The organism is Paenibacillus sp. 01T431 (assembly GCF_056398625.1).
The window spans coordinates 359,661-379,943 of the sequence record NZ_JBFTPT010000007.1 but is presented as its reverse complement, the minus strand read 5'-3'; the positions used below and the strand labels follow the sequence as shown (position 1 = coordinate 379,943).

The window sequence follows — 20,283 nt, the reverse complement described above, 5'->3', positions numbered from 1 at the left end:
TCGTTTTTTCAAGGGGCTTCGCCACACATTTCCATCTACGTGTCAAGTCCTATTTCACTTTTTCAAAAAAAAAGAGCAGGCTATCTTTTTGATAACCTACTCTTTATTTATGGTTTTTGATCCTGCACCTTAACTTAATGACATTGACCTTATGGTCAGAGTTTTTTTGGTTCCACTTTTAACAAAAGCCACGTACACTTTAAATTATTTTAACCTAATCCTCGTCTTCGTCCTCCGCTAGCTGCGATTTGGCCGGCAGTTTATTGTAATCGCGGATAAGTGAGAAGTAGTGGTCAGCCCGTACAGCTTGATATTCCGGTCCGAGCGATTCTGTTATTGCCACTACATCAGAAGGTGTCATGCTCCATGCGAGCAGCCCGAGTGATACGAATAATGGTGATTTGCCATCCCATTTTGCTTTGGCTGCTGCCAAAATGTTTTTCCCGTCTTGTGCGGTACTTATGCCTTGAATCGTGGATACGGGCAGTGTACCGTTTATGATTTCGACACCGTAATGATCTTCCCAGCTTAGGAATAGTCCTTTTGCCTTGTAAAACTTCTCATAGGCAGCTGCCTTTGATGCGCTGAGCGGAACATTCTCGCTGTTCACACGATTCAGCACATACGGAACGGTCATTCCTGTTTGCTTCATATACGTATAAGACTGCTTAAGGAAATCAGAGAATGTGGCTTCCGGCCATGCTTCCGGGTAGAAGTATCCTGACCCAGAAGGACCAGCAATGATGAGGTCATTTTCCGTCGCTGTCTTTTGGAAATAGTTCAGAATAGCGGGTGCGCCGTCATAAAGAAGCGGGCTTGATGTCCAGTTGATCGGTACTTTTCCGCGAGTAGGATCATCCCATAGGATACGCATTCTATGCTGATTGTATTGGAAGTTGTCGCCCTCGCTGAAGGTATACGTGACGTAGATTTTATTTGCAAGCTTAGGCGCCTTAGGCGTTTTGGCTTTGACTGTCTTTGCCTTTGTACCCGAGAAAACCGTTAAGTTGCTGAACCAGTCGGCCGCAAGCACGTAGACACTGTAATTGGATGTAATTTCTACGGAGCTGAATTCGCCTTCAACGTCATTATTAAACCAGCCTAAGTAAGGGGTGCCTGGCTTGACGCCTGATAAGATTTTTTCGAAAAGCGCTTTCTGTTCCGGCACGTTGGAATCAAGCCAGAACACCATTGCTTTGTTCGCAACTGCATAATCACGGAGGTAGCCGTAAGGCTCCTTCTGGTCTGAGGTTGGCGGCTGGATATTGCCTGCCGATACCTTAAATTGATTCCACATAAGGACGGAGGCAGTTAACTGCTTTGTACCTGCAGGCGGCGTAAACTTATAGACGAAGTATCGGCCATTGTCTGCGAATCGGTGTCCTCCTTGACCTGTTGATACTTGAGAGCTTTGACGGTCGTACAGAAACGCCTCTTCCTCAGGCGTACCTGGAATAAACTGCGCGATTGTTTGCCTGTCTGCCTTCACGGTTACTTCATGAACGGCGGATCCCCAACCATCCTGAGGGAAAGCGTCCTCGAAGCGAAGAAATACGGATTCTTTGCCCAAATTGCCCGTCAAATCCAGCTCATACGTATTTTTATTTTTGCCATCGCGCTCCTGCGTGGTGTCTTCTGCAATGGTCTTGAACGATTCAGGGAGTCCGGGAGGTATTCTAACGGATGTGTCAGGGCTTAATCCGACTAACATCCGATGTGTCGATTTGGCCCATAGATTCTCATATTGCCATGTGTAAGCATCCAAACGGTCTTTGAATTTGCCTTGTAAATCATCGAGCACTTTTAGGTTAAATGGTGCTGCTTTCAACTGCGCGGCGAGAGCAGGGCTAGCGACAACGGCATCCTTTAACCCAGCAAGAGTAGTCGCTACATTGACGGTATCAGCAACCTTCGGATCGTAAACAATGATGCCTTTCACTTCTTTTTTATATTTTTTGACGATATCCCAGTAATCTGCATGCACATTGTAGGGAACCTTCAAATCTTTTAGCCAGGTCAGTTTGCCTTCTTCTTGATTTTCCAGCAGATAGATTCGAGGCTCCTCACGGTTAACGATACCCTGCAGCGTTGCAAGCAGAAGCTTAATGTCCCCTGGTGCATCATAAACATCAGCTACATCTAGTTTTTGGGGGGTTGCAAAGGATGGAAGCGCTTGCTTGTTTGGCCAGCTAATAGAGCTTTTGCCGGATTTGGATTCCGCAGTTGCTGCAGCTGGTGCTGAAGCGCCAAGCGTTAAAGACAGCGTACATACGATAGCCAGACATGTGACAGTAAGTTTTCGAATCACGATCTTACACCTCGTCTCATCTGATTGGGTAATACCATCGTCATAGCGCCTTTTCCATTCCCTCCTTCTTAGGCGGCTTCGCTAATGCGCATACGGCAGTACCTAAACTATATATTAAATATATTTATGTTTAATACAATCGTTTCGACAAAGGTTCTAACAGAAGACAACTCGAGACCTAAAGTATTATAGCGCAAAAGAGATAGACAATAGTCCCTTTTACATAGCCAAATCATGAGTAATGCATTCAGAAATTGTATATATTAAATATATATAATTGGCGGAAAATATGCATGCAGCATATACTTCACATAGTGATCCCTTTATATCCAAAGGAATCGTATTGCAGGTATTTCATTCGAGTAGGTATAATATAAATTATGGAAATTCAATATTTAATTTTTAGAAAGCGGTGTTGAAATGGATCGTTCATTTTATGTGTTTGTCATTGCCATTGCTGCCCTCGTGCTGTGGAGACGAACAAGGAGCTTTTACCGCCCCATTCGAGGAGACGGCAAAAGGCTGTTGTACCCTATTCTATTTATGCTGCCGGGCCTGCTGTTGATATTTAATTCCAACGTCCATGCGCCATTTTACGAATTTTTGATTGCTGCGGCTATCGGTATTATCCTCTCGATTCCTCTAATATGGACCACAAACTATGAAATTCGTGATGATCATCTTATATATGCCAAGAAGAACTGGGGATTCATCGTCGCTTTTCTTGTTGTCATTGCTATTCGTTTCGAGCTTCACCATTACATGTCCACAATTGAACCTCAAACGCTGGCTGCTTTGTTTATGATTTTAGCGTTCTTTTACGTCATCCCGTGGCGAGTCGTTTCTTATATTAAATTTCGGAGATTAGTACAGCTTCAAACGGTACGAAAAGTATAATCGCTATTCTGGCACTCAAGGAGCCCTTTTAAAGGAGCTCCTTTTTTTTCTGTTTTCACGACACCTCATTAAAATACTATTTTTCTGAAATTTATACCATATTTTGTGGAATTGGCATTTTATAATCAACGTATTGGGATGAAACAATGGGGATGAGGGGGAAATTGAAAATGAGGCATGACCATGCTGGAAATAATGGTTTAGTCGCAGCTTCTATCTTTTTGAAAAAATGTAAGCGCTTGCTGTAATGTACATTTTTCGAAAAGGGGTATGGATATGACATCGAAAGGAATGCGTCTCTTTATTTGGGGATTTGTGCTCTTGTGGGTCGCAGTCATGATCGTTTTTAGTTTTGCTGATTTGAGCTTGTCCAAAGCGATATATAACGAGGAACACTCCTTGTTTGGACAGTTTTTTGAAAACTTTGGCGAGCATCCTGCATTTATTGTCCTATTTATCGCGGGCAGCATTCTCTTTAGTACGGCTAGGCATGAGAATCCTAATGCTGTATTCAGAGCTTAAGGCGTCTAAACATAGGTGTAATGAGAAACATAATAGAGGAGGATTTTAAATGAAAATTGATATTCAAGCGCTTATTGACCAAATGACTTTGGAAGAAAAAGCAGGTATGTGTTCGGGGCTCGATTTCTGGCATCTAAAGGGTGTTGAACGACTTCATATTCCTTCTATAATGGTAACGGATGGGCCTCATGGGCTGCGTAAGCAAAAAGGTTCTTCTGACCATGTAGGTATTTTTGATAGCGTTCCTGCTACCTGTTTTCCATCAGCGGCAGGGCTTGCCGGCTCTTGGGACCGTGAATTGGTTGGAAAGGTAGGCGTGGCTCTTGGCGAGGAATGCCAAGCAGAGGATGTGGCTGTTTTACTTGGGCCAGGCGCGAACATCAAGCGGACGCCGCTATGCGGACGGAACTTTGAATACTTTTCTGAAGATCCTTTCCTATCCTCGGAAATGGCGGCAAGCCATATTCAAGGGGTACAAAGCCAAGGTGTTGGCACTTCACTCAAGCATTTTGCACTCAACAACCAAGAACATCGCCGAATGTCAGTCGATGCGGTTGTCGACGAGCGGACAATGCGTGAAATTTATTTGGCAAGCTTCGAGGGTGCGGTGAAAAAAGGTAAACCATGGACGGTCATGAGCGCCTACAACAAAGTAAACGGAACGTATGCTTCGGAAAACGAATTTTTGTTAACGGATATTTTGAAGGAAGAATGGGGCCATGAAGGTTTTGTTGTCTCCGACTGGGGTGCGGTAGATGAGCGAGTAGATGCACTTGCAGCGGGGCTTGAGCTAGAAATGCCTTCCAGCAACGGCAGTGGCGACAAAAAAATAATAGAGGCCGTGCAAAGCGGCAAGCTATCCGTCGAATTGCTCGATCAAGCTGTTGCAAGACTGCTTCGAATTATCTTCATGAGTGTTGATCAGAAAAAAGAGAACGCGTCTTACAATGTGGGAGAGCATCATCAGCTAGCTCGCACGGTTGCTAGTGAATGTATGGTGCTTTTGAAAAATGAACAACAGCTGCTGCCTCTTAGCAAAGGGAAAAAAGTGGCGGTCATTGGCGCATTCGCTCAAAAACCTAGGTTTCAAGGCGGCGGCAGCTCGCATATCGTGCCGACTGCGCTCGATAATCCGCTGCAGGAAATGAAGCAGCTGGCTGGAGACTCGTCATTCATTGTATATGCTGAGGGTTACTCGCTAGATAACGATAATAGTGATGATGCACTCCTGGAAGAAGCGAAGAAGGCCGCTAGCGAAGCCGATGTGGCCGTTGTATTTGCAGGTCTTCCCGACCGTTATGAATCTGAGGGATACGATAGAAAACATCTAAATATGCCGGGTAATCAGAATCAATTGATTAAGGCTGTAGCGAGCGTGCAAAGCAACGTCGTTGTTGTCCTTATGAATGGTTCGGCTATCGAGATGCCTTGGGCTGACGAGGTGGGAGCCATTTTGGAGGCATACTTAGGGGGGCAAGCGGTTGGTGGTGCGATTGCTGATCTGCTGTTCGGAGAAGCGAATCCATCCGGCAAGCTGGCAGAGACATTTCCTGCTAAGCTAAGCGACAATCCATCATTTCTATTTTATCCAGGCGAGGCAGATCATGCGGAATATCGGGAAGGCATTTTTGTCGGATATCGCTACTATGATTCGAAGAGCGTTAAGCCGATGTTCCCGTTTGGGCATGGTCTGAGCTATACAACATTCGAGTACACAAACCTGTTGATAGACAGCAAGGAAATAAATGATACGGAAACGGTAAGCGTTCACGTCACGGTTAAGAACACAGGAACACGCTCCGGTAAAGAAATCGTTCAGCTGTACGTTCAAGATGTCGAGAGCACCGTGATCCGGCCGGAGAAAGAGCTGAAAGGATTTGCCAAGGCGGAGCTGCAGCCTGGAGAGCAAAAGAAGATAACGTTTACGCTGGATAAACGATCTTTCGCTTATTACAATGTTGCTCTAAAAGACTGGCATGTCGAGAGCGGAGACTTTGCTGTTCTTATTGGGCGTTCATCGGAGGATATTGTCCTAGGCGAGACGCTGCGCGTTCAATCCACTGTCCCTCTGAAAGTTGTGTATCATCGCAATAGCCTTCTCGGTGACTTAATAAACGATACGGAGAAGGGTCCAATCGTGCAAGGCATTATGCAGCAGGTTCAAGCAGGAATGGGAATTTTGATGTCTGAGGATAACGAAATGGCAGACATGATGGCCGCGATGATGAAATTTATGCCTCTTCGCAGCTTGGTGTCCTTCAGCCAAGGGGCGTTCACAGACGAAATGCTAAACGGCTTGCTTCACCAATTAAACCGTTCATAGTCGGAGCAAAATAGATTTTACAAAAGGACCGTCCTTCCACGTGACGGTTCTTTTTTTCTATTCAATTAAAGCAAAGCTTTTATATGCCGATCCACAATTGAGTAGGGATGCGAGGTGCCTTTTACGGTCAAAACCAGAATAAAGTCCTGTCAATGGAATAAAACATAAATTTACTCTAATAAAGTCTCAACTTATGTGAAATCTAGTGGTAAATGTGGTATGTTTATGTAAATTGCGTTTAACAGGAGCGGTTCATCAATGAAGGTTAGTATATTCGATGTTGCCAAGAAGTCAGGATTGTCGGTTGTAACGGTATCCCGAGTTCTTAATAAGTCGACATCCGTGCGCCAGAAAAATAAAGAAAAAGTGTTGCAGGCCATGAAGGACCTGGACTATCATCCGAACGCCTCAGCCCGCAGTCTTGCAAGCGGCAAAACCGGTATTATCGGTCTAACTTTGACGACATTGCATGATACTGTTCTTGACGCTGTAGTCAAAGAAATTAATGATAGCTTGGCAGAGCAGGGCTATTTTCTGGCACTCTCCATCTCGCAGGGGGACGAGGATTCATTCGATCGTTCGATGTTTCAAGAGGACCGTGTAGATGGAGTTATTTTGCTCTCGCCAATTAATGCAGATATATATGTGATGGAGCTGAAGAAGCGGAAAATTCCTTTTGTCATCCTTGATAACCAGCAGCGCAATCCGACGGTTCCTTCTGTTATTGTTAATAATTTCAAAGGCGGATATGATGCAACCAAACATCTCATCGACCTTGGACATACCGAAATCGCTCATATTAGCGGGCCAGATCCGTTTCTGAGCAGCCGTGAGCGTGAGAGAGGGTTTCTGTTCGCGCTCGAAGAAGCAGGTTTGCAGCCTTTTGAAGTGGAGCAAGGATCGTTTGATATTCCTTCAGGCTACGCCATTGCCAAGCGCTGGATCGATGCAGGCAAGCTGCCTACAGCGGTATTTGCAGCAGATGACTTTATGGCCCTAGGCGTAATGGACGCGTTCAAAAACGAAGGGGTTCGCATTCCTCAAGATGTATCCGTCGTAGGTTTCGACGATCAGATCTATGCGGAAGAATTTCATCCTGCGCTGACAACCATCCGTTTGCCATTTGAGAAAATTGGGCGGCAGGGTGTTGATATTTTGCTGAAGCTAATCAAGGATTCTCCAAAAAGAAATACGATCATGGAGTTTGATCCGGAGTTAATGGTGAGGAAATCGACAGGAGCGCCTAGAGGGCGTTAAGTTTAAGAATCATGAGCAAAAGAGCCCGCGCAATTACTATTTGTATAGTGATTGCGCGGGCTCTTTCTATTTATTTTGGCTGAGTCGCTATTAAGTCTAGTAGCAAGCCTGCTCAAGTGATTGAAGAGCGGTAATTAATTCCTGCTTTAATTGGGAATCGGTAATCATGCCTTCTTTATTTAGCTTCAAAGTAATATGTGGAATAATTAATGTCCCGCCCTCAACAATATCAGCATTAATCATTTTAAGAGTAAGCAGAAGTGAAGCATGAGCTTTGTCCCCGCCCATTGGAGTAGGTGAGGCACTAATTACCGCTGTAGGTTTATTCATAAACGCCGTTGTGGATACAAGCCAATCCAACGCGTTTTTCAAAACGCCAGGCACACCGTTCCCATATTCGGGTGTACATATAAGCACGCCATCCGTTTCCTCAAGAAGTGCTCTCAGCTCTCTGGCAGGCACCGGTCCTTCATCTAGATCCATGTCAGGGTTGAAATGCGGAAGGTCGCCTAACCCGCCATAGATAGTAAATTCCATGTTTGCGGGGGCTAATCCGATGACAGCCTTCATTAGCGATGTATTTGAGGAGTTTTGACGAAGACTCCCCGAAATAGCCAAGATTTTTATTTCCTTATTCATTCCACTTCATCTCATTTCTTCTATGCTATTAAGCCCTCGATATGGAGTTGCCTTGTATTATGATAAACAGTCGCATTCATATTTATTATCTCATTTAAACACGAGTTTTCAAATAACTTCTGCCTATACTAAATTAAAACCCGATAATTGAATAGCCTTTCACATAATAAAGTTTAAACGTTTAAACAAAATATACGACAAAATTTACGTTTGATACTTATAAGAGACAAGTAAAGACAAAAACAGAAACCGTACGTTTTTGTACGTAAGTAAAGGGAATATATAATCCATAATAAACAAAAAAAATATTAATTGACATATTTTGAATGTCGGTATAAACTCATGTTGAATATTAAAGCGGTTTAACTTTCGTGAATGAAAAGCAATAACAGAGAGAAAAAGAGGTGATTTGAAAAGCGACTTCGAAGAAATGCAGAAGCAAAGTAATGGTGGAAAAAAGGGGACATACAAGAGAGCGATTAAGAGTTTTTTAAATTTGCTTCTTTTAAGGCCAAAAGGAATAGGAAACCAAATGGAAGGGGGCGGTTTTACTGAAGAACAGCAAATTTCAGAGACGGGAAAACAAACACTTTTATTTATTTATTTCGCCATGGATTATTGGTTTTCTCATATTTGCTTTATATCCAGTAGGCGCATCATTGTACTACAGCTTCACAGACTACGATATTATTAACCCGCCTGTTTTCGTGGGATTAAACAATTTCAAAGAGCTCTTTCAGGATGAACAGTTTTATAATTCGATAATGGTTACGCTCAAGTACACGCTTATTAGTGTTCCTATTACGTTGTTTTTATCACTTATGTTTGCAATCTTGATTAATCAGAAAATTCCTTTTAACGGCTTTTTCCGAACAGCGATGTATTTTCCAAGTATGATTTCAGGCGTATCCATGGCCTTGTTATGGTTTTGGGTGTTTAATCCACAGGCGGGGTTGTTCAACTATGGATTATCTTTTTTCGGAATTGACCCCATCCACTGGTTCCTGGATGAGAATTACGCTTTGTGGGCGCTCATCATTATGTCGTTCTGGGGACTCGGCGCAGGTATGCTTATTTTCCTAGCAGGGCTCCAAGGTGTGCCGGCTCATCTGCTGGAGGCAGCAAGGCTCGACGGTGCTGGCCGGTGGAAAACATTTTGGAACGTAACCTTTCCAATGATTTCGCCCGTTTTTCTGTTCCAGCTTATCATCGGTGTCATTGAATCCTTCCAAGTGTTTACACAGGCCTATACCATCACGCGTGGTGGACCGAACTACTCTACATGGTTTTACGTGTACAACATTTACATCAATGCGTTCAAAAATTTCCGCTACGGATACGCGTCTACCATGGCCTGGATCCTTCTTGTTGCAGTACTCGTTGTCACCTACTTTATCATGAGGACGTCGAAACGTTACGTTTACTACGAAGGAGGGGGCAGCAAATGAGTGAAGTGACCCATGACGCGAGCTCAAAGCGAATTATTGTCAAAAGAAAGCTAAAGCTTTCGCAAATTGTCGGATTTCTAATTTTATTAGCGGTAACAATTACGATGCTGTCACCGGTTTGGTTTATGCTCTCGACATCCCTGAAGACGACGAAAGAAATGCTTATGTTTCCCCCAACAATTATTCCAAAAGTGTTTGCGTGGGAAAATTTTCGTGAATTGTTTACCAATACCGAAATTAAATTCGGACAGCAATATAAGAACAGCTTGATTGTTGGTATATTCACGGTTATTGGAACGGTGCTTTCTTCATCATTCGTTGCCTTTGGATTTGCTAGATATAAGGGAAAAGGCAGCGGGCTTATGTTCATGCTAGTGCTCAGCACGCTGATGCTTCCTTATCCAGCGATCATGATTCCGCAGTTCCTATTATTTATGAATCTTGGACTGCATGATTCGTTATTGCCGCTTATTCTGCCCGCTTTCTTTGGGTCAGCTTATATGATTTTTTTATTGCGACAGTTTTTCTCTACGCTGCCTGACGAGCTTTATAACGCCGGCCGGATTGACGGTTGCAGTGAGTTCAGACTGTACTGGAATATTACGCTGCCTTTAGCAGGACCAGCACTCGCTACGGTTGCTATATTTTCATTCATTTGGAGTTGGAATGACCTGCTCACCCCTGTACTTTACTTAGATTCGCAGGAGAACTTCACGCTTCCAGTAGGGATGGCTGCTATGCTGTCATCGAAGTTTCGTTTAGCGCCTTGGAATTTACTGATGGCCGCTTCGATTCTTTCCGTACTGCCAATTATCGTGTTGTTTGCGGTAGCACAGAAGAGATTCGTTGAGGGAATCGTACTTACAGGCATTAAATAGTTTTTAAGTGTATTAGCTTGCTTGTATGGAATCTAATAAAACCAAGGGGGAAATTAGAATGAAGAACAAGAAATGGTTATCCATTACCGCTATTCTCGCATTATCGATGTTTGCAACCGCTTGCTCAAACGGCGGAAACGAGGGTTCCGGTAAAGAAAAACAGGTAACAATCACGCATTATACGATTGACTCGCCGGACAGAACGTTTGTAGAGAAGCTGATTCCAGAGTTTGAAGCGAAACATCCGAACATCAAAGTAAAAGTGACTAAAGCACCTTATGAACAGTTTGATTCCAAGCTGCAATCGTCCATTGYCGCGAAAAATGCGCCGGACGTAACCTCTCACTGGGGTTATGGCGGTTTTATGGAATATTACAACAAAGATATGCTGATGGATATGACCCCTTATTTTGAGGATTTCAAAGCAGCAGACTACAATATTCCGGAAGATGTAATGAACATCTACAAGGTTGATGGTAAAACCTATGGTATTCCGTTAAACAGCTACGTGACCGTGATGCTGTACAACAAGGATCTTTTTGATAAAGCGGGACTTCCTTACCCTCCAACTGATTACGAGGATAAAAGCTGGACATTCGACAAAATGGTCGAATATGCGAAGAAGCTGACCGTAGACTCTGAAAATTTGGAGGAAGCTCAATATGGCGTCGACTTTGGATTCGGTGAGCGCGACCAACGTCCTCAATACTTCGGTGCAAATGTCTACTCTGATGATACATGGACAAATGGCGGCAAACCTTCCGAAATTAATCTGACTAAGCCTGATGTGATTGATGCTTACAAAACACTTTATGGTCTCATTCATGATTTGAAAGTGTCACCAACGCCAGCATTCTCCCAATCCGTATCCGGGCAATTCGGTGATCCGTTCCTATCGGGTAAAATCGCGATGTCTGTAGTTGGTTCATGGAGCCTTGCTGCCGCTGCAGATTTCAACTTTAAAGTAGGTGTTGCTGCGGTTCCAGTAAGTCCAAAAGGTGATGTGCGAAGCGTGCTTTACGTGGATCCATTATTTGTACTTAAGGATTCGAAACATCCGAAGGAAGCTGCGGAGTGGATTAAGTTCTTGGTTACAACTGAAATTCAGGAGAAATCGATCGAGCTTAGCGGAGGCAATCCTCCGGTCAACCAAGCAGCTGCTGAAAAGTATTACAGCAACTTTGAAGGCATCGATCCAGCAGGTATTAAGCAAGTATTCGAGGGTGCTTATAAATACGGCTTCGAATCATACAATCATTTAATTTCCAATTACTCTCAAATCAATGAGCTGTTCATCAATGAACTTTCAGGTGTAGAGAACGGAAAGCAGAAGGTTGAGGATGTGCTGCCAGTCATTGAACAGAAGCTGAAGGATCTTTTGGCAAGAGTGAATAAGTAATGGGTTAAGGGGAGGGGCGATTGAGGCTGCTCCCCTCCATTTTATACAAAGCATGATTACTACTAGTCTGAGGAAGGCGTTCTTATGAAGGTAAGCATTGTGGACGTTGCCAAAAAATCAGGATTATCCATTGTGACGGTATCAAGGGTATTAAACAATTTGCCAAGTGTCAGAAAGAGCAACCGGGAGCGGGTTCTTCAGGCTATGAAGGAGCTTGATTATCACCCTAATGCGTCTGCAAGGAGTCTTGCACGAGGAAAAACAGGCATAATCGGACTAGCATTAACAACTTTGCATGACTCGTTTCTCGATGCGGTCGTGAAGGAGGTTAATGATCGGCTTGCGGAAAATGGCTATTTTCTTGCATTATCGATTTCAACAGAAGAGGACGATCACATCCATCGATCATTATTTCAGGAAGGACGTGTCGATGGCGTCATCTTATTGTCGCCCATACGTGAGGATGAGTACGTACTAGAGCTTAAGAGAAACCGAATTCCATTTGTCATGCTCGATAATCAGCAGATGAATTCGCCTGCTACCTCTGTCATTGTAGACAATTTTTATGGTGGATATGAAGCAACCAAACATTTAATCGATTTGGGGCACAGGGATATCGCGCATATTAGTGGTCCAGAGCTGTTTCTGAGCAGTCGAGAGCGTGAACGAGGATACCATGCCGCATTGGAAGAAGCGGGCATAACACCCTTCTGTGTGGAGCGCGGAGATTTTGAAATATCTACGGGTTATCGAATTGCTCGGGGCTGGATGGATGCTGGCAGACTGCCGACTGCGGTATTCGCGTCCGATGATAATATGGCGCTCGGCGCTATGAATGCTTTTATAATTGAAGGAATTCGAATACCACAGCAAATTTCAATCATTGGATTTGATGATCAGATTCTTGCCACAGAGTTTCACCCGAAGCTGACGACGATGCGCCAGCCGGCCGCGCAAATTGGTAGGATGGGGGTTGAACTGCTGCTGAAGAGCATAAGCGGTGCAGCCAAAAGAAATGTCACTGTTCAATTGAGCCCAGAGCTAGTTATTCGGGAGACAACTTCTTTGAGGCAATAACAAACATGAAATCAAGGGAGTGTATCCGTTGAAATATTACTTGGGTGTAGATGGCGGCGGCAGCAAGACGTACACGCTAATTACAGATGAGTCGGGCAGAATTGTAGGAAAAGGGAATAGCGGGAACGGCAATCATCAGGTTGATTATGAGGCGGCCAAACGCAACATACGCGAATCGGTTGAAATGGCATTACGCGAAGCAAATGTAATGCACAGTGACATTCAGTTCGCTTATTTTGGATTGGCTGGTGCTGACAGGGAAGCGGATTATGAAATATTGAGACCCATGATCGCAGAACTGGGATTTGCGAAGCATGAAGTGAATTGCGATACAGCGATAGCTCTTCGAGCGGGAACGGATCAGCCGTATGGCGTTGTACTAATTTGTGGTGCGGGAACGAACAGCGCGGGCGTTAACTCTCGGAATGAGTTTTATCAGTGTGGAGGCTTCTCTTATGCTTTCGGAGATTTCGGCGGTGGCAGCGACTTAGGCATTGAAGCTTTCCGCTCGGTTATCCGGGCTTGGGATGGGCGCGAGCGGCCGACTATATTGACGAACCTTCTGCTGCAGGACCAAGGCTACGACAGTGTGGAGAGCATGTTCAATGATTATTTGAATCACGATAAAACACCTCCGCTTAGAACGGTGAAGCTGCTGTTTCAAGCAGCAGAACAGGGAGATGAGGTTGCATTAACGATTTTGCGAGTACAGGGGGAGGAGCTGGGCAAGTCGGCGCGGGCTGTCATTCAACGTCTGAGGATGGAGGCGGACAAGTTCGATGTTGTCCTTGCTGGCAGCGTACTAACTAGGGGAGAGGCAAGTTTTATTCACCCGTATATCGAACAAGCTGTCAAAAGCTGTGCTCCAGATGCATCATTAGTTAAGCTCGAGATTGAACCGGTTGTCGGAGCGGTATGGCTTGCTTTTGAAGCTGAAGGGAATACGCTGCCGCGGGAAGTATACGGCCGTTTAAGATCCGTGTCGGAATATAGTTATTAATTTTTTTGGAGGGTACCGTTGACGGTGCTCTTTTTTAATTTGGCCTTTTAAAACAAATGTAATGAACGTGGCATATGAAGATGCTATTCAAATCGACTAGATTGTTTAATATCGTCTCATGGTGACGTATAGGTAAGTCGAGTTATGCTGGAGTAAGCTAATCATTTGGTTAAGTTTATAAAATATAGGCTGGAGAGCGAGGAATAGATGAACATGATAAAAAATGAAGGTATTCCAGTAGAACGTGAACGTGTGAAGCTAACATCTCAAAATCCGATAATAACTACAATATATACGGCTGACCCTTCTGCTCATGTTTGGGAGGACGGCAAGGTTTATATTTATGCTTCACATGATATGGACCCGGCAAGAGGCTGTGATTTAATGGATCGATACCATGTGTACTCCTCTTCCGATATGGTGAATTGGTTGGATGAGGGTGAAATTCTTCGTTCGGACGATGTAGCATGGGGCAGGCCGGAAGGCGGCTTCATGTGGGCGCCCGATTGCGCCTACAAAAACGGAACCTATTATTTCTATTACCCGCATCCCAGCGGGTCAAACTGGAATGATACATGGAAAATCGGTGTGGCGACGAGTCAAAAACCGGGAAGCGGTTTTAAGGATCAAGGTTATATCTCGGGACTGGGCGGATTTGCACTCATTGATCCATGCGTGCTCGTTGACGATGATGGACGTGCTTATATGTATTACGGCGGGGGCAGCAGATGCGAGGGCGGCGAGCTGAACGACGATATGATGTCCATTAACGGTGAAATGCGCGAGATGGAAGGACTGGAGGATTTTCATGAGGCGGCTTGGGTTTTCAAAAGGGCTGATCTCTACTATCTGACCTACGCCGATAATTTAGATGGAAACAACCGCATGAGATATGCTACCAGCAAGCATCCGCTTGGACCATGGACATATAGAGGTATTTTTCTAGAGCCGACTGGCTGTTCAACTACTCACGGTTCTGTGGCGGAGTTTAAGGGGCAGTGGTATTTGTTTTATCACAATCAGGAAATTTCGGGCCAAGGCAATTTAAGAAGCATGTGTATTGATTATTTGTATTTTAATGAAGATGGAACGATTCAGACCGTCGTTCAAACCAAAGAAGGCGTCAAGCCTGTAGGGGATGCTCCGGCTCCTAACACAAATCAGAAAACCTACTCTGCCAGCCGTGTGGACGGAGGAGCGGTTGTTGAAACAAACGAGCAAGGAGAAAGTGTCGTTAATCGTTTGGATATCGCGGGCTCTTATTGTGAGTTTCAAACTATCGACGGAGAAAAAGGCGGAAGAGCGGCCATTCATATTCGTTATGCAACAGCAGAGCGACTCGCCAAACTAAACCTGACCGTGAATGGTCATGATTATTCCTTGCTTAATGCACTGTCGACAGGAAGTCTGCTGGACTATAGCGGCCTTGCTAGTATTACCGTTCAGCTAGAGCCAGGTGATGATAATATCATTAGACTCACAGGCGGAAATGGCGAGATTAGTGTCGAAAGCATAACGGTTAGCCCGTTTCTGGATTGATGGAATAAGCAGCAGCCCCCGCGACAACAAATGGGGGCTGCTGCTTTTTAATTTGAAGAAATAAACTTAACAGAAACAGTCCGGCGCTGAGGATGATTGCTCTGCTTTCTTGTGTGATCGTTTGTTATCGTCTTCTTCAAATGAGATTAAGGCATGGGTCGCATGGCTGAGAATGGCGCCTGCTCTTGTGGATGCTGCAATCAAAACGGCCTCTACTATTTCCTCCCGCGTGCCTCCTAGCGCCTTGCATTTCTTCACATGCATATCAATGCAATAGGGGCATCCTGTCACATGAGCAACGGCTACAGCAATGAGCTCTTTCATTTTTGCAGGTATGGCATCAGAAGCATGATAAACGTCTTTTTCAAAAGCTAAAAAGGAACCTGCAGCCTGCGGAACGAGCTTAATCAGCTCTGGAATCCGGCTTAAATTCGTACGATCGTAATAATGGGTCATCATGTGCCCTCCCGTTAAATAAGATTGATTCCTTATTAATTGTAGGGGAGAGCGATTCAAATCTCAGTGACATTGTCACAAATGCTGTTCTATTATACGGTTTAAGATGGCGCGATCCAATATGGTGACCTTTCCTCTGCTTAATGCAATCGCTCCTTGCTCCACAAAGCCTTTTAAAATGCGGGTGATGACCTCGCGTGATGTCCCAATTTCTATAGCTAGTTGTTCATGAGTAAGCCGCAAGCAATCACCCTTCACAGATTCCGAAATTAAATAGTCCGCAATGCGATAAGGGAGCTGCTGGAAAGCGACATTTTCCAGCAGCTTTGTCACATTCGTCATTCGATCAATAAATTGTTTATAAATATATTGCCGAATGGGTTTGATCGTGTTCATCCAGTCTCGAAATACGGAAACGGGCAGCAGCAACACGTCCGTTTCCTCCTCTATCGCAACCGATGCTTCATATTCAGTCTCGCCCAATATGCTTGCCATCATAAGGACGCAGCACTGACCGCTATGTACCCGGTATAAAGTAATTTCTCTGCCTGTTTGACTCAGCTTAAACACTCGAATTTGACCGCTGACAATAAACATAGCATGTTGCAAAATATGGCCTTCTCGAATGGAATGCGAGGTAGCCGGATTAATGGATAATAGCTGTGCAGCTTCCCAGCTCTCAGCAGGAAGATGGGTGAATGAGGGAAACATATGCTGAATTTGCTGTATTTGTTTGCGAGAAAGATGATTCATACACAGGCTCCTTAAGTGACGGATTGTGTACTATTTCTCTGTCTTTTTCGTTTTTCCTTTTATTAGAAGATTTACCCAACCTAAAAAAAGAAGTGCACCAGCCATCTCAGGTCCGCACACTTCAATTTTTTGATAATGGCTATCTTTTTTATTGCTTTCCTTCGCTTCTTGCAAGCTCCTTGCGTACAATGGGGGCGACCTTGGTGCCGAGCAGTTCAATGGCTCGCAGTACCTCGCGGTGCGGCATCGTACCTACATTCACATGCAGGAAGAATCGAGTAACGCCTAGATTTTTGCGCAGCAAAAGAATCTTCTCCGCAACATATTCAGAATCACCCACATATAAAGCGCCTCGAAGGCTGCGGGCAGAGTCATAAGTTGCACGACTGTAATGCTGCCCCCAGCCGCGTTCACGTCCAATGACATTCATTTGGGCCTGAGTTGGCGGGAAAAATAAATCGGCTGCTTGCTCCGTTGTTTCGCCAACAAAACCGTGGGAATGTGTGGCGATTTGCAGCTTGCTAGGATCATGGCCAGCTTTTGCAGCTGCTTCTTTGTAAAGATCGACCAGCGGCGCAAAATTTTCAGGCATTCCGCCAATAATAGCGAAGGCAATAGGAAGGCCGAGCAGACCTGCGCGAATCGCAGATTGTGCGTTGCCGCCGCTTGCGATCCAAACGGGAAGCGGGCTCTGAACTGGCCGCGGGTATACAGGTAGATTATGAATAGCAGGACGATGTCCACCGCGCCAATTAACCTTTTCGGAATCTCTTATAGCAAGAAGCAGCTCTAGCTTCTCTTCAAACAATTCATCATAATCTTCTAAGCTGTACCCAAATAGCGGGAAGGATTCAATAAATGATCCCCGCCCTGCCATAATTTCGGCTCTGCCGTTCGAGAGCCCATCGAGTGTGGAAAACTGTTGAAATACACGAACCGGGTCGTCTGAGGACAGAACGGTAACGGCGCTAGTGAGTCTAATATTTTTGGTCATAGGAGCTGCTGCTGCCAGTACAACCGCAGGCGCAGTGCCAGCGTAATCAACACGGTGATGCTCCCCAATACCATAAACATCTAGTCCAACTTGATCTGCGAGCACAATTTCCTCAACCGCGTTGCGCAGACGTTCAGCATGGCTCATGATTACTCCTGTCACCGGGTCCGGTGTCGTTTCCAAAAAAGTACTAATTCCAATTTCCATGTTTGCTGCCAAATCGGCCATAAGCATACGCCTCCTTTATTACCTATAGTTTACTCAATTTTTTATGGTTTCTCAAATTTAGTAAGCAGATAATTTCGGTTGATTACTTCTCTAACGAATCGTAATATGCTTATTAGGCAGAAAACGGCATCTATTAAATTTTAACGAACCTGATTAACGTTATGGCATGCTGTATGAGGGGTTAGGAGCTGTTTTTCTCAAAATAGCGACGCTGGAGTTCGTTACATATTTAATCCATTACGAATCGATTAAATAAAAGCGGCTAGGTTCGTTAGCGATAAATCCAATAAAAATTCCGGGCAAAGGAGCACATAGTTAACAGTGATTCACTCAGGCATTCGCTTTGTCCAAGCCTCCATAAACAAAACAAGGGCTGTTCCAAATGTAGATTTCTACTTTTGGGACAGCCCTTTCAGCTATATAGCAGTACGTTATTACTTGATTTAGACGTTACCCATATAGCTGCGTGTTAGATTCGGCATGATAAGCATATCGTTTTTGCTGTATTTTGCATACAGCTCGGAGAGGGATTGAATAAACGGTTCATACTGTTCGTCAGTCTCTTTTGGCGCATAGGAGCCGGATAAATTACGTCCAATAAAATGGTCTAAATCAAATTCCAAATGGTATTCAAATACTTTAAATTCATAGCTGCCGTTTCGGAAAAACTGCTCATACACGTCAGGAGTCTTATCGATACCGCCGCTAAATCCTTTAAATGCAGGGCAATACTTTTGGCAGATCGCTGCGTTTTCAATAACGAGTTCGCTTGAAGCATCTCTGCTATTCCACACTAAGGCAACGTTAGCATCTGGTTTTAGTATTCTTTGGCACTCGAGCTTAAACTGCTCCTTGTCAAACCAATGAAAGGCTTGGGCAACCGTAATTAAATCAATACTTTGGCCTTGCAGCGGCGTATGCTCAGCAGCACCATTTATAGAGGTAAACTTAGCATAATGATTTAATTCTTTTTCTGCGGTGGATCTCATATCCTCATTAGGTTCAATAGCAATGACCTTTAAAGCTTGATCCAGCAGCTGCCTCGTAAGTATTCCAGTGCCGGAACCAATATCAGCTACAGTATGATCCGGTGATAGGTTATTGCTCTGAATAAGATAGTTAATATAAGCCATTGGATAATTGGAACGGTATTCGGAGTAAATCGTGGCTTTGCCCGTAAAGTTATCTTTTGTCCCCAAAATAAATAGCCTCCCGTAAATGATTTATTTTGAATACCGTATGTTTGCTGATTTTCTTTAATTGTAGCGCTTGTCTTGCCATTAGTCGATGCAGGAAGATATGATGAAATAAATAACAAGTCTACGAACAGCGAGGGGTAGATAAAATGGTAGTTGACCACAAGCAATGGAAACCTGAAGTATTGGCGTATCTTGAACGAATAGGTTATAAAGGCCCGATCGACAACAGTTTGGCAACACTCACGGAGCTCCAGAACTGCCATGTACATACCGTACCCTACGAAAACTTAGATATTATAAACCTTGTTCCGCTATCATTGGAAATTCCCGACCTGTTCAATAAAATCGTTACAAAGCAGCGCGGTGGCTATTGCTTTGAGTTGAATGCACTGTTTGGTTGGTTGCTAGCCGAGCTCGGCTTTAACGTGACGAACTATTTTGCCCGGTTCTGGCGTGATGAAACACAGACACCGCCAAAACGCAGGCATCATATTTTACAGGTATTAGCTGAAGGAAAGCCGTATCTATGCGATGTGGGAGTAGGCGGTATTGCACCACGAAACCCAATTCTTTTGGCTGAAAATGTCGTCCATGAGCAAAAGGATGAAGCGTATCAGCTGGAGCGGGATGCCTTTTTTGGCTGGGTGCTGCTGGAGAGGAAGAAGGGGGAATGGAGCCGCCTTTATACCTTTACCGAGGAACCGCAGCTGCCGCAGGATTTCATTATGACTTCCTACTGGTGTGAGCATGCACAAGATTCGATATTTGTGAGCACGCCGATGGCGGCCATTCGGACAGCTGAAGGAAGAAATACGATCGCAGGCGAAGAGTTTCGTATATTTACGGCAGAGGGCGTTCAGGTAGTCACACCTTCTACACAAGAGGAATATGCGGAAGCATTACGTAAATATTTTGGAATTGTCATATCCGTATAGCTTGTTAAGCAATTGGATCATCTTTTATATTTCTATCATACTAATGGGCTGTCTCAAAAGTAGATTAATCTACGGTTGGGACAGCCCATTTTTTACGTATATGCTGACCGATTGTTGTCATATGACAAAAAAATGACAACTCTCACTATATAAAAGGGAGAATATGGATTATACTGTTTATAGGTAATTAGTATCATGTAAATGATAGAAATGCTAAAGGTAAATAGATAATAGGAATTATTTTTGAGGTGAAAACAATGGCTGAGTATATCATGTTTCGAGAGATTTGGACGCCTTTCCGATTAGTAGGCATTCGACTGTTTAAGGATGAACATACTAAATATTGGTATAAAATTGGGAGCAATCATCGAAAACGAATGTTTAAGTGAATGTAACGAGCAGACTTTCCATCGGATGGTCTGTTTTTTTAT

At 44.2% G+C, this 20,283-nt stretch carries 17 protein-coding genes; 11 read left to right on the top strand and 6 right to left on the bottom strand.

Translation table 11 applies throughout. The features are described 5' to 3' along the window. Positions 1 to 214: 214 nt before the first annotated feature. Positions 215 to 2,308, bottom strand: coding sequence for a GxGYxYP domain-containing protein (locus AC1DM9_RS15755; RefSeq protein WP_477580930.1), 2,094 nt, complete (start codon positions 2,306 to 2,308; stop codon positions 215 to 217). Between the two features lie 420 nt (positions 2,309 to 2,728). Here AC1DM9_RS15755 and AC1DM9_RS15750 point away from each other — a divergent pair, with 420 nt between their 5' ends. The 4 genes from AC1DM9_RS15750 (at position 2,729) to AC1DM9_RS15735 (ending at position 7,307) form a co-directional block, all read left to right on the top strand. After that, positions 2,729 to 3,205: a CcdC family protein gene (locus tag AC1DM9_RS15750; protein ID WP_076268615.1), complete on the top strand. Its 477-nt coding sequence runs from the start codon at positions 2,729 to 2,731 to the stop codon at positions 3,203 to 3,205. 276 nt (positions 3,206 to 3,481) lie between these two features. After that, entirely contained in the window at positions 3,482 to 3,727 is a 246-nt protein-coding gene (locus AC1DM9_RS15745) for a hypothetical protein (RefSeq protein WP_441912430.1), read from the top strand. A gap of 49 nt (positions 3,728 to 3,776) precedes the next feature. Further along, positions 3,777 to 6,050, top strand: a complete 2,274-nt coding sequence (locus AC1DM9_RS15740) for a glycoside hydrolase family 3 C-terminal domain-containing protein (RefSeq protein WP_477580928.1) — start codon at positions 3,777 to 3,779, stop codon at positions 6,048 to 6,050. Positions 6,051 to 6,308: 258 nt separating this feature from the next. Then, positions 6,309 to 7,307, top strand: a complete 999-nt coding sequence (locus AC1DM9_RS15735; protein WP_339206155.1) for a LacI family DNA-binding transcriptional regulator — start codon at positions 6,309 to 6,311, stop codon at positions 7,305 to 7,307. A gap of 96 nt (positions 7,308 to 7,403) precedes the next feature. On the opposite strand, the gene AC1DM9_RS15730 is transcribed toward AC1DM9_RS15735, so the two are convergent. After that, positions 7,404 to 7,946 carry an NADPH-dependent FMN reductase gene (locus AC1DM9_RS15730; protein WP_477580926.1) on the bottom strand — a complete coding sequence of 181 codons (543 nt, stop codon included), beginning with the start codon at positions 7,944 to 7,946 and terminating at the stop codon, positions 7,404 to 7,406. 551 nt (positions 7,947 to 8,497) lie between these two features. On the opposite strand from AC1DM9_RS15730, the gene AC1DM9_RS15725 reads away from it, so the two are divergent. The 6 genes from AC1DM9_RS15725 (at position 8,498) to AC1DM9_RS15700 (ending at position 15,287) form a co-directional block, all read left to right on the top strand. After that, a complete protein-coding gene (locus AC1DM9_RS15725) occupies positions 8,498 to 9,394 on the top strand; it encodes a carbohydrate ABC transporter permease (protein WP_076268610.1) in 897 nt (298 codons plus the stop codon). Then, on the top strand, positions 9,391 to 10,272 hold the full coding sequence (locus AC1DM9_RS15720; protein WP_076268609.1) for a carbohydrate ABC transporter permease: 882 nt from the start codon (positions 9,391 to 9,393) through the stop codon (positions 10,270 to 10,272). The genes AC1DM9_RS15725 and AC1DM9_RS15720 overlap by 4 nt, the downstream gene beginning before the upstream one ends. Before the next feature lie 58 nt (positions 10,273 to 10,330). After that, complete coding sequence (locus tag AC1DM9_RS15715; protein WP_477580924.1) at positions 10,331 to 11,671, top strand: ABC transporter substrate-binding protein; 1,341 nt, start codon at positions 10,331 to 10,333, stop codon at positions 11,669 to 11,671. 84 nt (positions 11,672 to 11,755) lie between these two features. After that, complete coding sequence (locus AC1DM9_RS15710; protein ID WP_441881146.1) at positions 11,756 to 12,748, top strand: LacI family DNA-binding transcriptional regulator; 993 nt, start codon at positions 11,756 to 11,758, stop codon at positions 12,746 to 12,748. A 28-nt stretch (positions 12,749 to 12,776) separates the two neighbouring features. Continuing rightward, complete coding sequence (locus tag AC1DM9_RS15705; protein ID WP_477580922.1) at positions 12,777 to 13,748, top strand: N-acetylglucosamine kinase; 972 nt, start codon at positions 12,777 to 12,779, stop codon at positions 13,746 to 13,748. A gap of 207 nt (positions 13,749 to 13,955) precedes the next feature. Continuing rightward, complete coding sequence (locus AC1DM9_RS15700; RefSeq protein WP_441881144.1) at positions 13,956 to 15,287, top strand: family 43 glycosylhydrolase; 1,332 nt, start codon at positions 13,956 to 13,958, stop codon at positions 15,285 to 15,287. Positions 15,288 to 15,353: 66 nt separating this feature from the next. Here the strand turns inward: AC1DM9_RS15700 and AC1DM9_RS15695 are convergent, their stop codons facing one another. From AC1DM9_RS15695 to AC1DM9_RS15680, 4 genes are all read right to left on the bottom strand, one after another. Beyond that, positions 15,354 to 15,746 (bottom strand): carboxymuconolactone decarboxylase family protein, encoded by a 393-nt coding sequence (locus tag AC1DM9_RS15695; RefSeq protein ID WP_477580920.1) that lies wholly within the window; start codon positions 15,744 to 15,746, stop codon positions 15,354 to 15,356. A gap of 72 nt (positions 15,747 to 15,818) precedes the next feature. Next, positions 15,819 to 16,496, bottom strand: coding sequence for a Crp/Fnr family transcriptional regulator (locus AC1DM9_RS15690; RefSeq protein ID WP_477580918.1), 678 nt, complete (start codon positions 16,494 to 16,496; stop codon positions 15,819 to 15,821). A gap of 148 nt (positions 16,497 to 16,644) precedes the next feature. Beyond that, on the bottom strand, positions 16,645 to 17,697 hold the full coding sequence (locus AC1DM9_RS15685) for an LLM class flavin-dependent oxidoreductase (protein ID WP_477580950.1): 1,053 nt from the start codon (positions 17,695 to 17,697) through the stop codon (positions 16,645 to 16,647). Positions 17,698 to 18,161: 464 nt separating this feature from the next. Next, positions 18,162 to 18,917, bottom strand: coding sequence for a class I SAM-dependent methyltransferase (locus AC1DM9_RS15680; RefSeq protein WP_477580916.1), 756 nt, complete (start codon positions 18,915 to 18,917; stop codon positions 18,162 to 18,164). Between the two features lie 146 nt (positions 18,918 to 19,063). Between AC1DM9_RS15680 and AC1DM9_RS15675 the strand changes: the two genes are divergently transcribed. Then, a complete protein-coding gene (locus AC1DM9_RS15675) occupies positions 19,064 to 19,852 on the top strand; it encodes an arylamine N-acetyltransferase family protein (protein WP_477580914.1) in 789 nt (262 codons plus the stop codon). Positions 19,853 to 20,283: the final 431 nt, after the last annotated feature.

Coding starts and splice junctions, on each gene's coding strand:
- AC1DM9_RS15750 (WP_076268615.1), top strand. CDS start 2,729: ATGGATCGTTCATTTTATGTGTTTGTCATTGCCATTGCTGCCCTCGTG.
- AC1DM9_RS15745 (WP_441912430.1), top strand. CDS start 3,482: ATGACATCGAAAGGAATGCGTCTCTTTATTTGGGGATTTGTGCTCTTG.
- AC1DM9_RS15740 (WP_477580928.1), top strand. CDS start 3,777: ATGAAAATTGATATTCAAGCGCTTATTGACCAAATGACTTTGGAAGAA.
- AC1DM9_RS15735 (WP_339206155.1), top strand. CDS start 6,309: ATGAAGGTTAGTATATTCGATGTTGCCAAGAAGTCAGGATTGTCGGTT.
- AC1DM9_RS15730 (WP_477580926.1), bottom strand. CDS start 7,946: ATGAATAAGGAAATAAAAATCTTGGCTATTTCGGGGAGTCTTCGTCAA.
- AC1DM9_RS15720 (WP_076268609.1), top strand. CDS start 9,391: ATGAGTGAAGTGACCCATGACGCGAGCTCAAAGCGAATTATTGTCAAA.
- AC1DM9_RS15710 (WP_441881146.1), top strand. CDS start 11,756: ATGAAGGTAAGCATTGTGGACGTTGCCAAAAAATCAGGATTATCCATT.
- AC1DM9_RS15700 (WP_441881144.1), top strand. CDS start 13,956: ATGAACATGATAAAAAATGAAGGTATTCCAGTAGAACGTGAACGTGTG.
- AC1DM9_RS15695 (WP_477580920.1), bottom strand. CDS start 15,746: ATGATGACCCATTATTACGATCGTACGAATTTAAGCCGGATTCCAGAG.
- AC1DM9_RS15690 (WP_477580918.1), bottom strand. CDS start 16,496: ATGAATCATCTTTCTCGCAAACAAATACAGCAAATTCAGCATATGTTT.
- AC1DM9_RS15685 (WP_477580950.1), bottom strand. CDS start 17,697: ATGGAAATTGGAATTAGTACTTTTTTGGAAACGACACCGGACCCGGTG.
- AC1DM9_RS15675 (WP_477580914.1), top strand. CDS start 19,064: ATGGTAGTTGACCACAAGCAATGGAAACCTGAAGTATTGGCGTATCTT.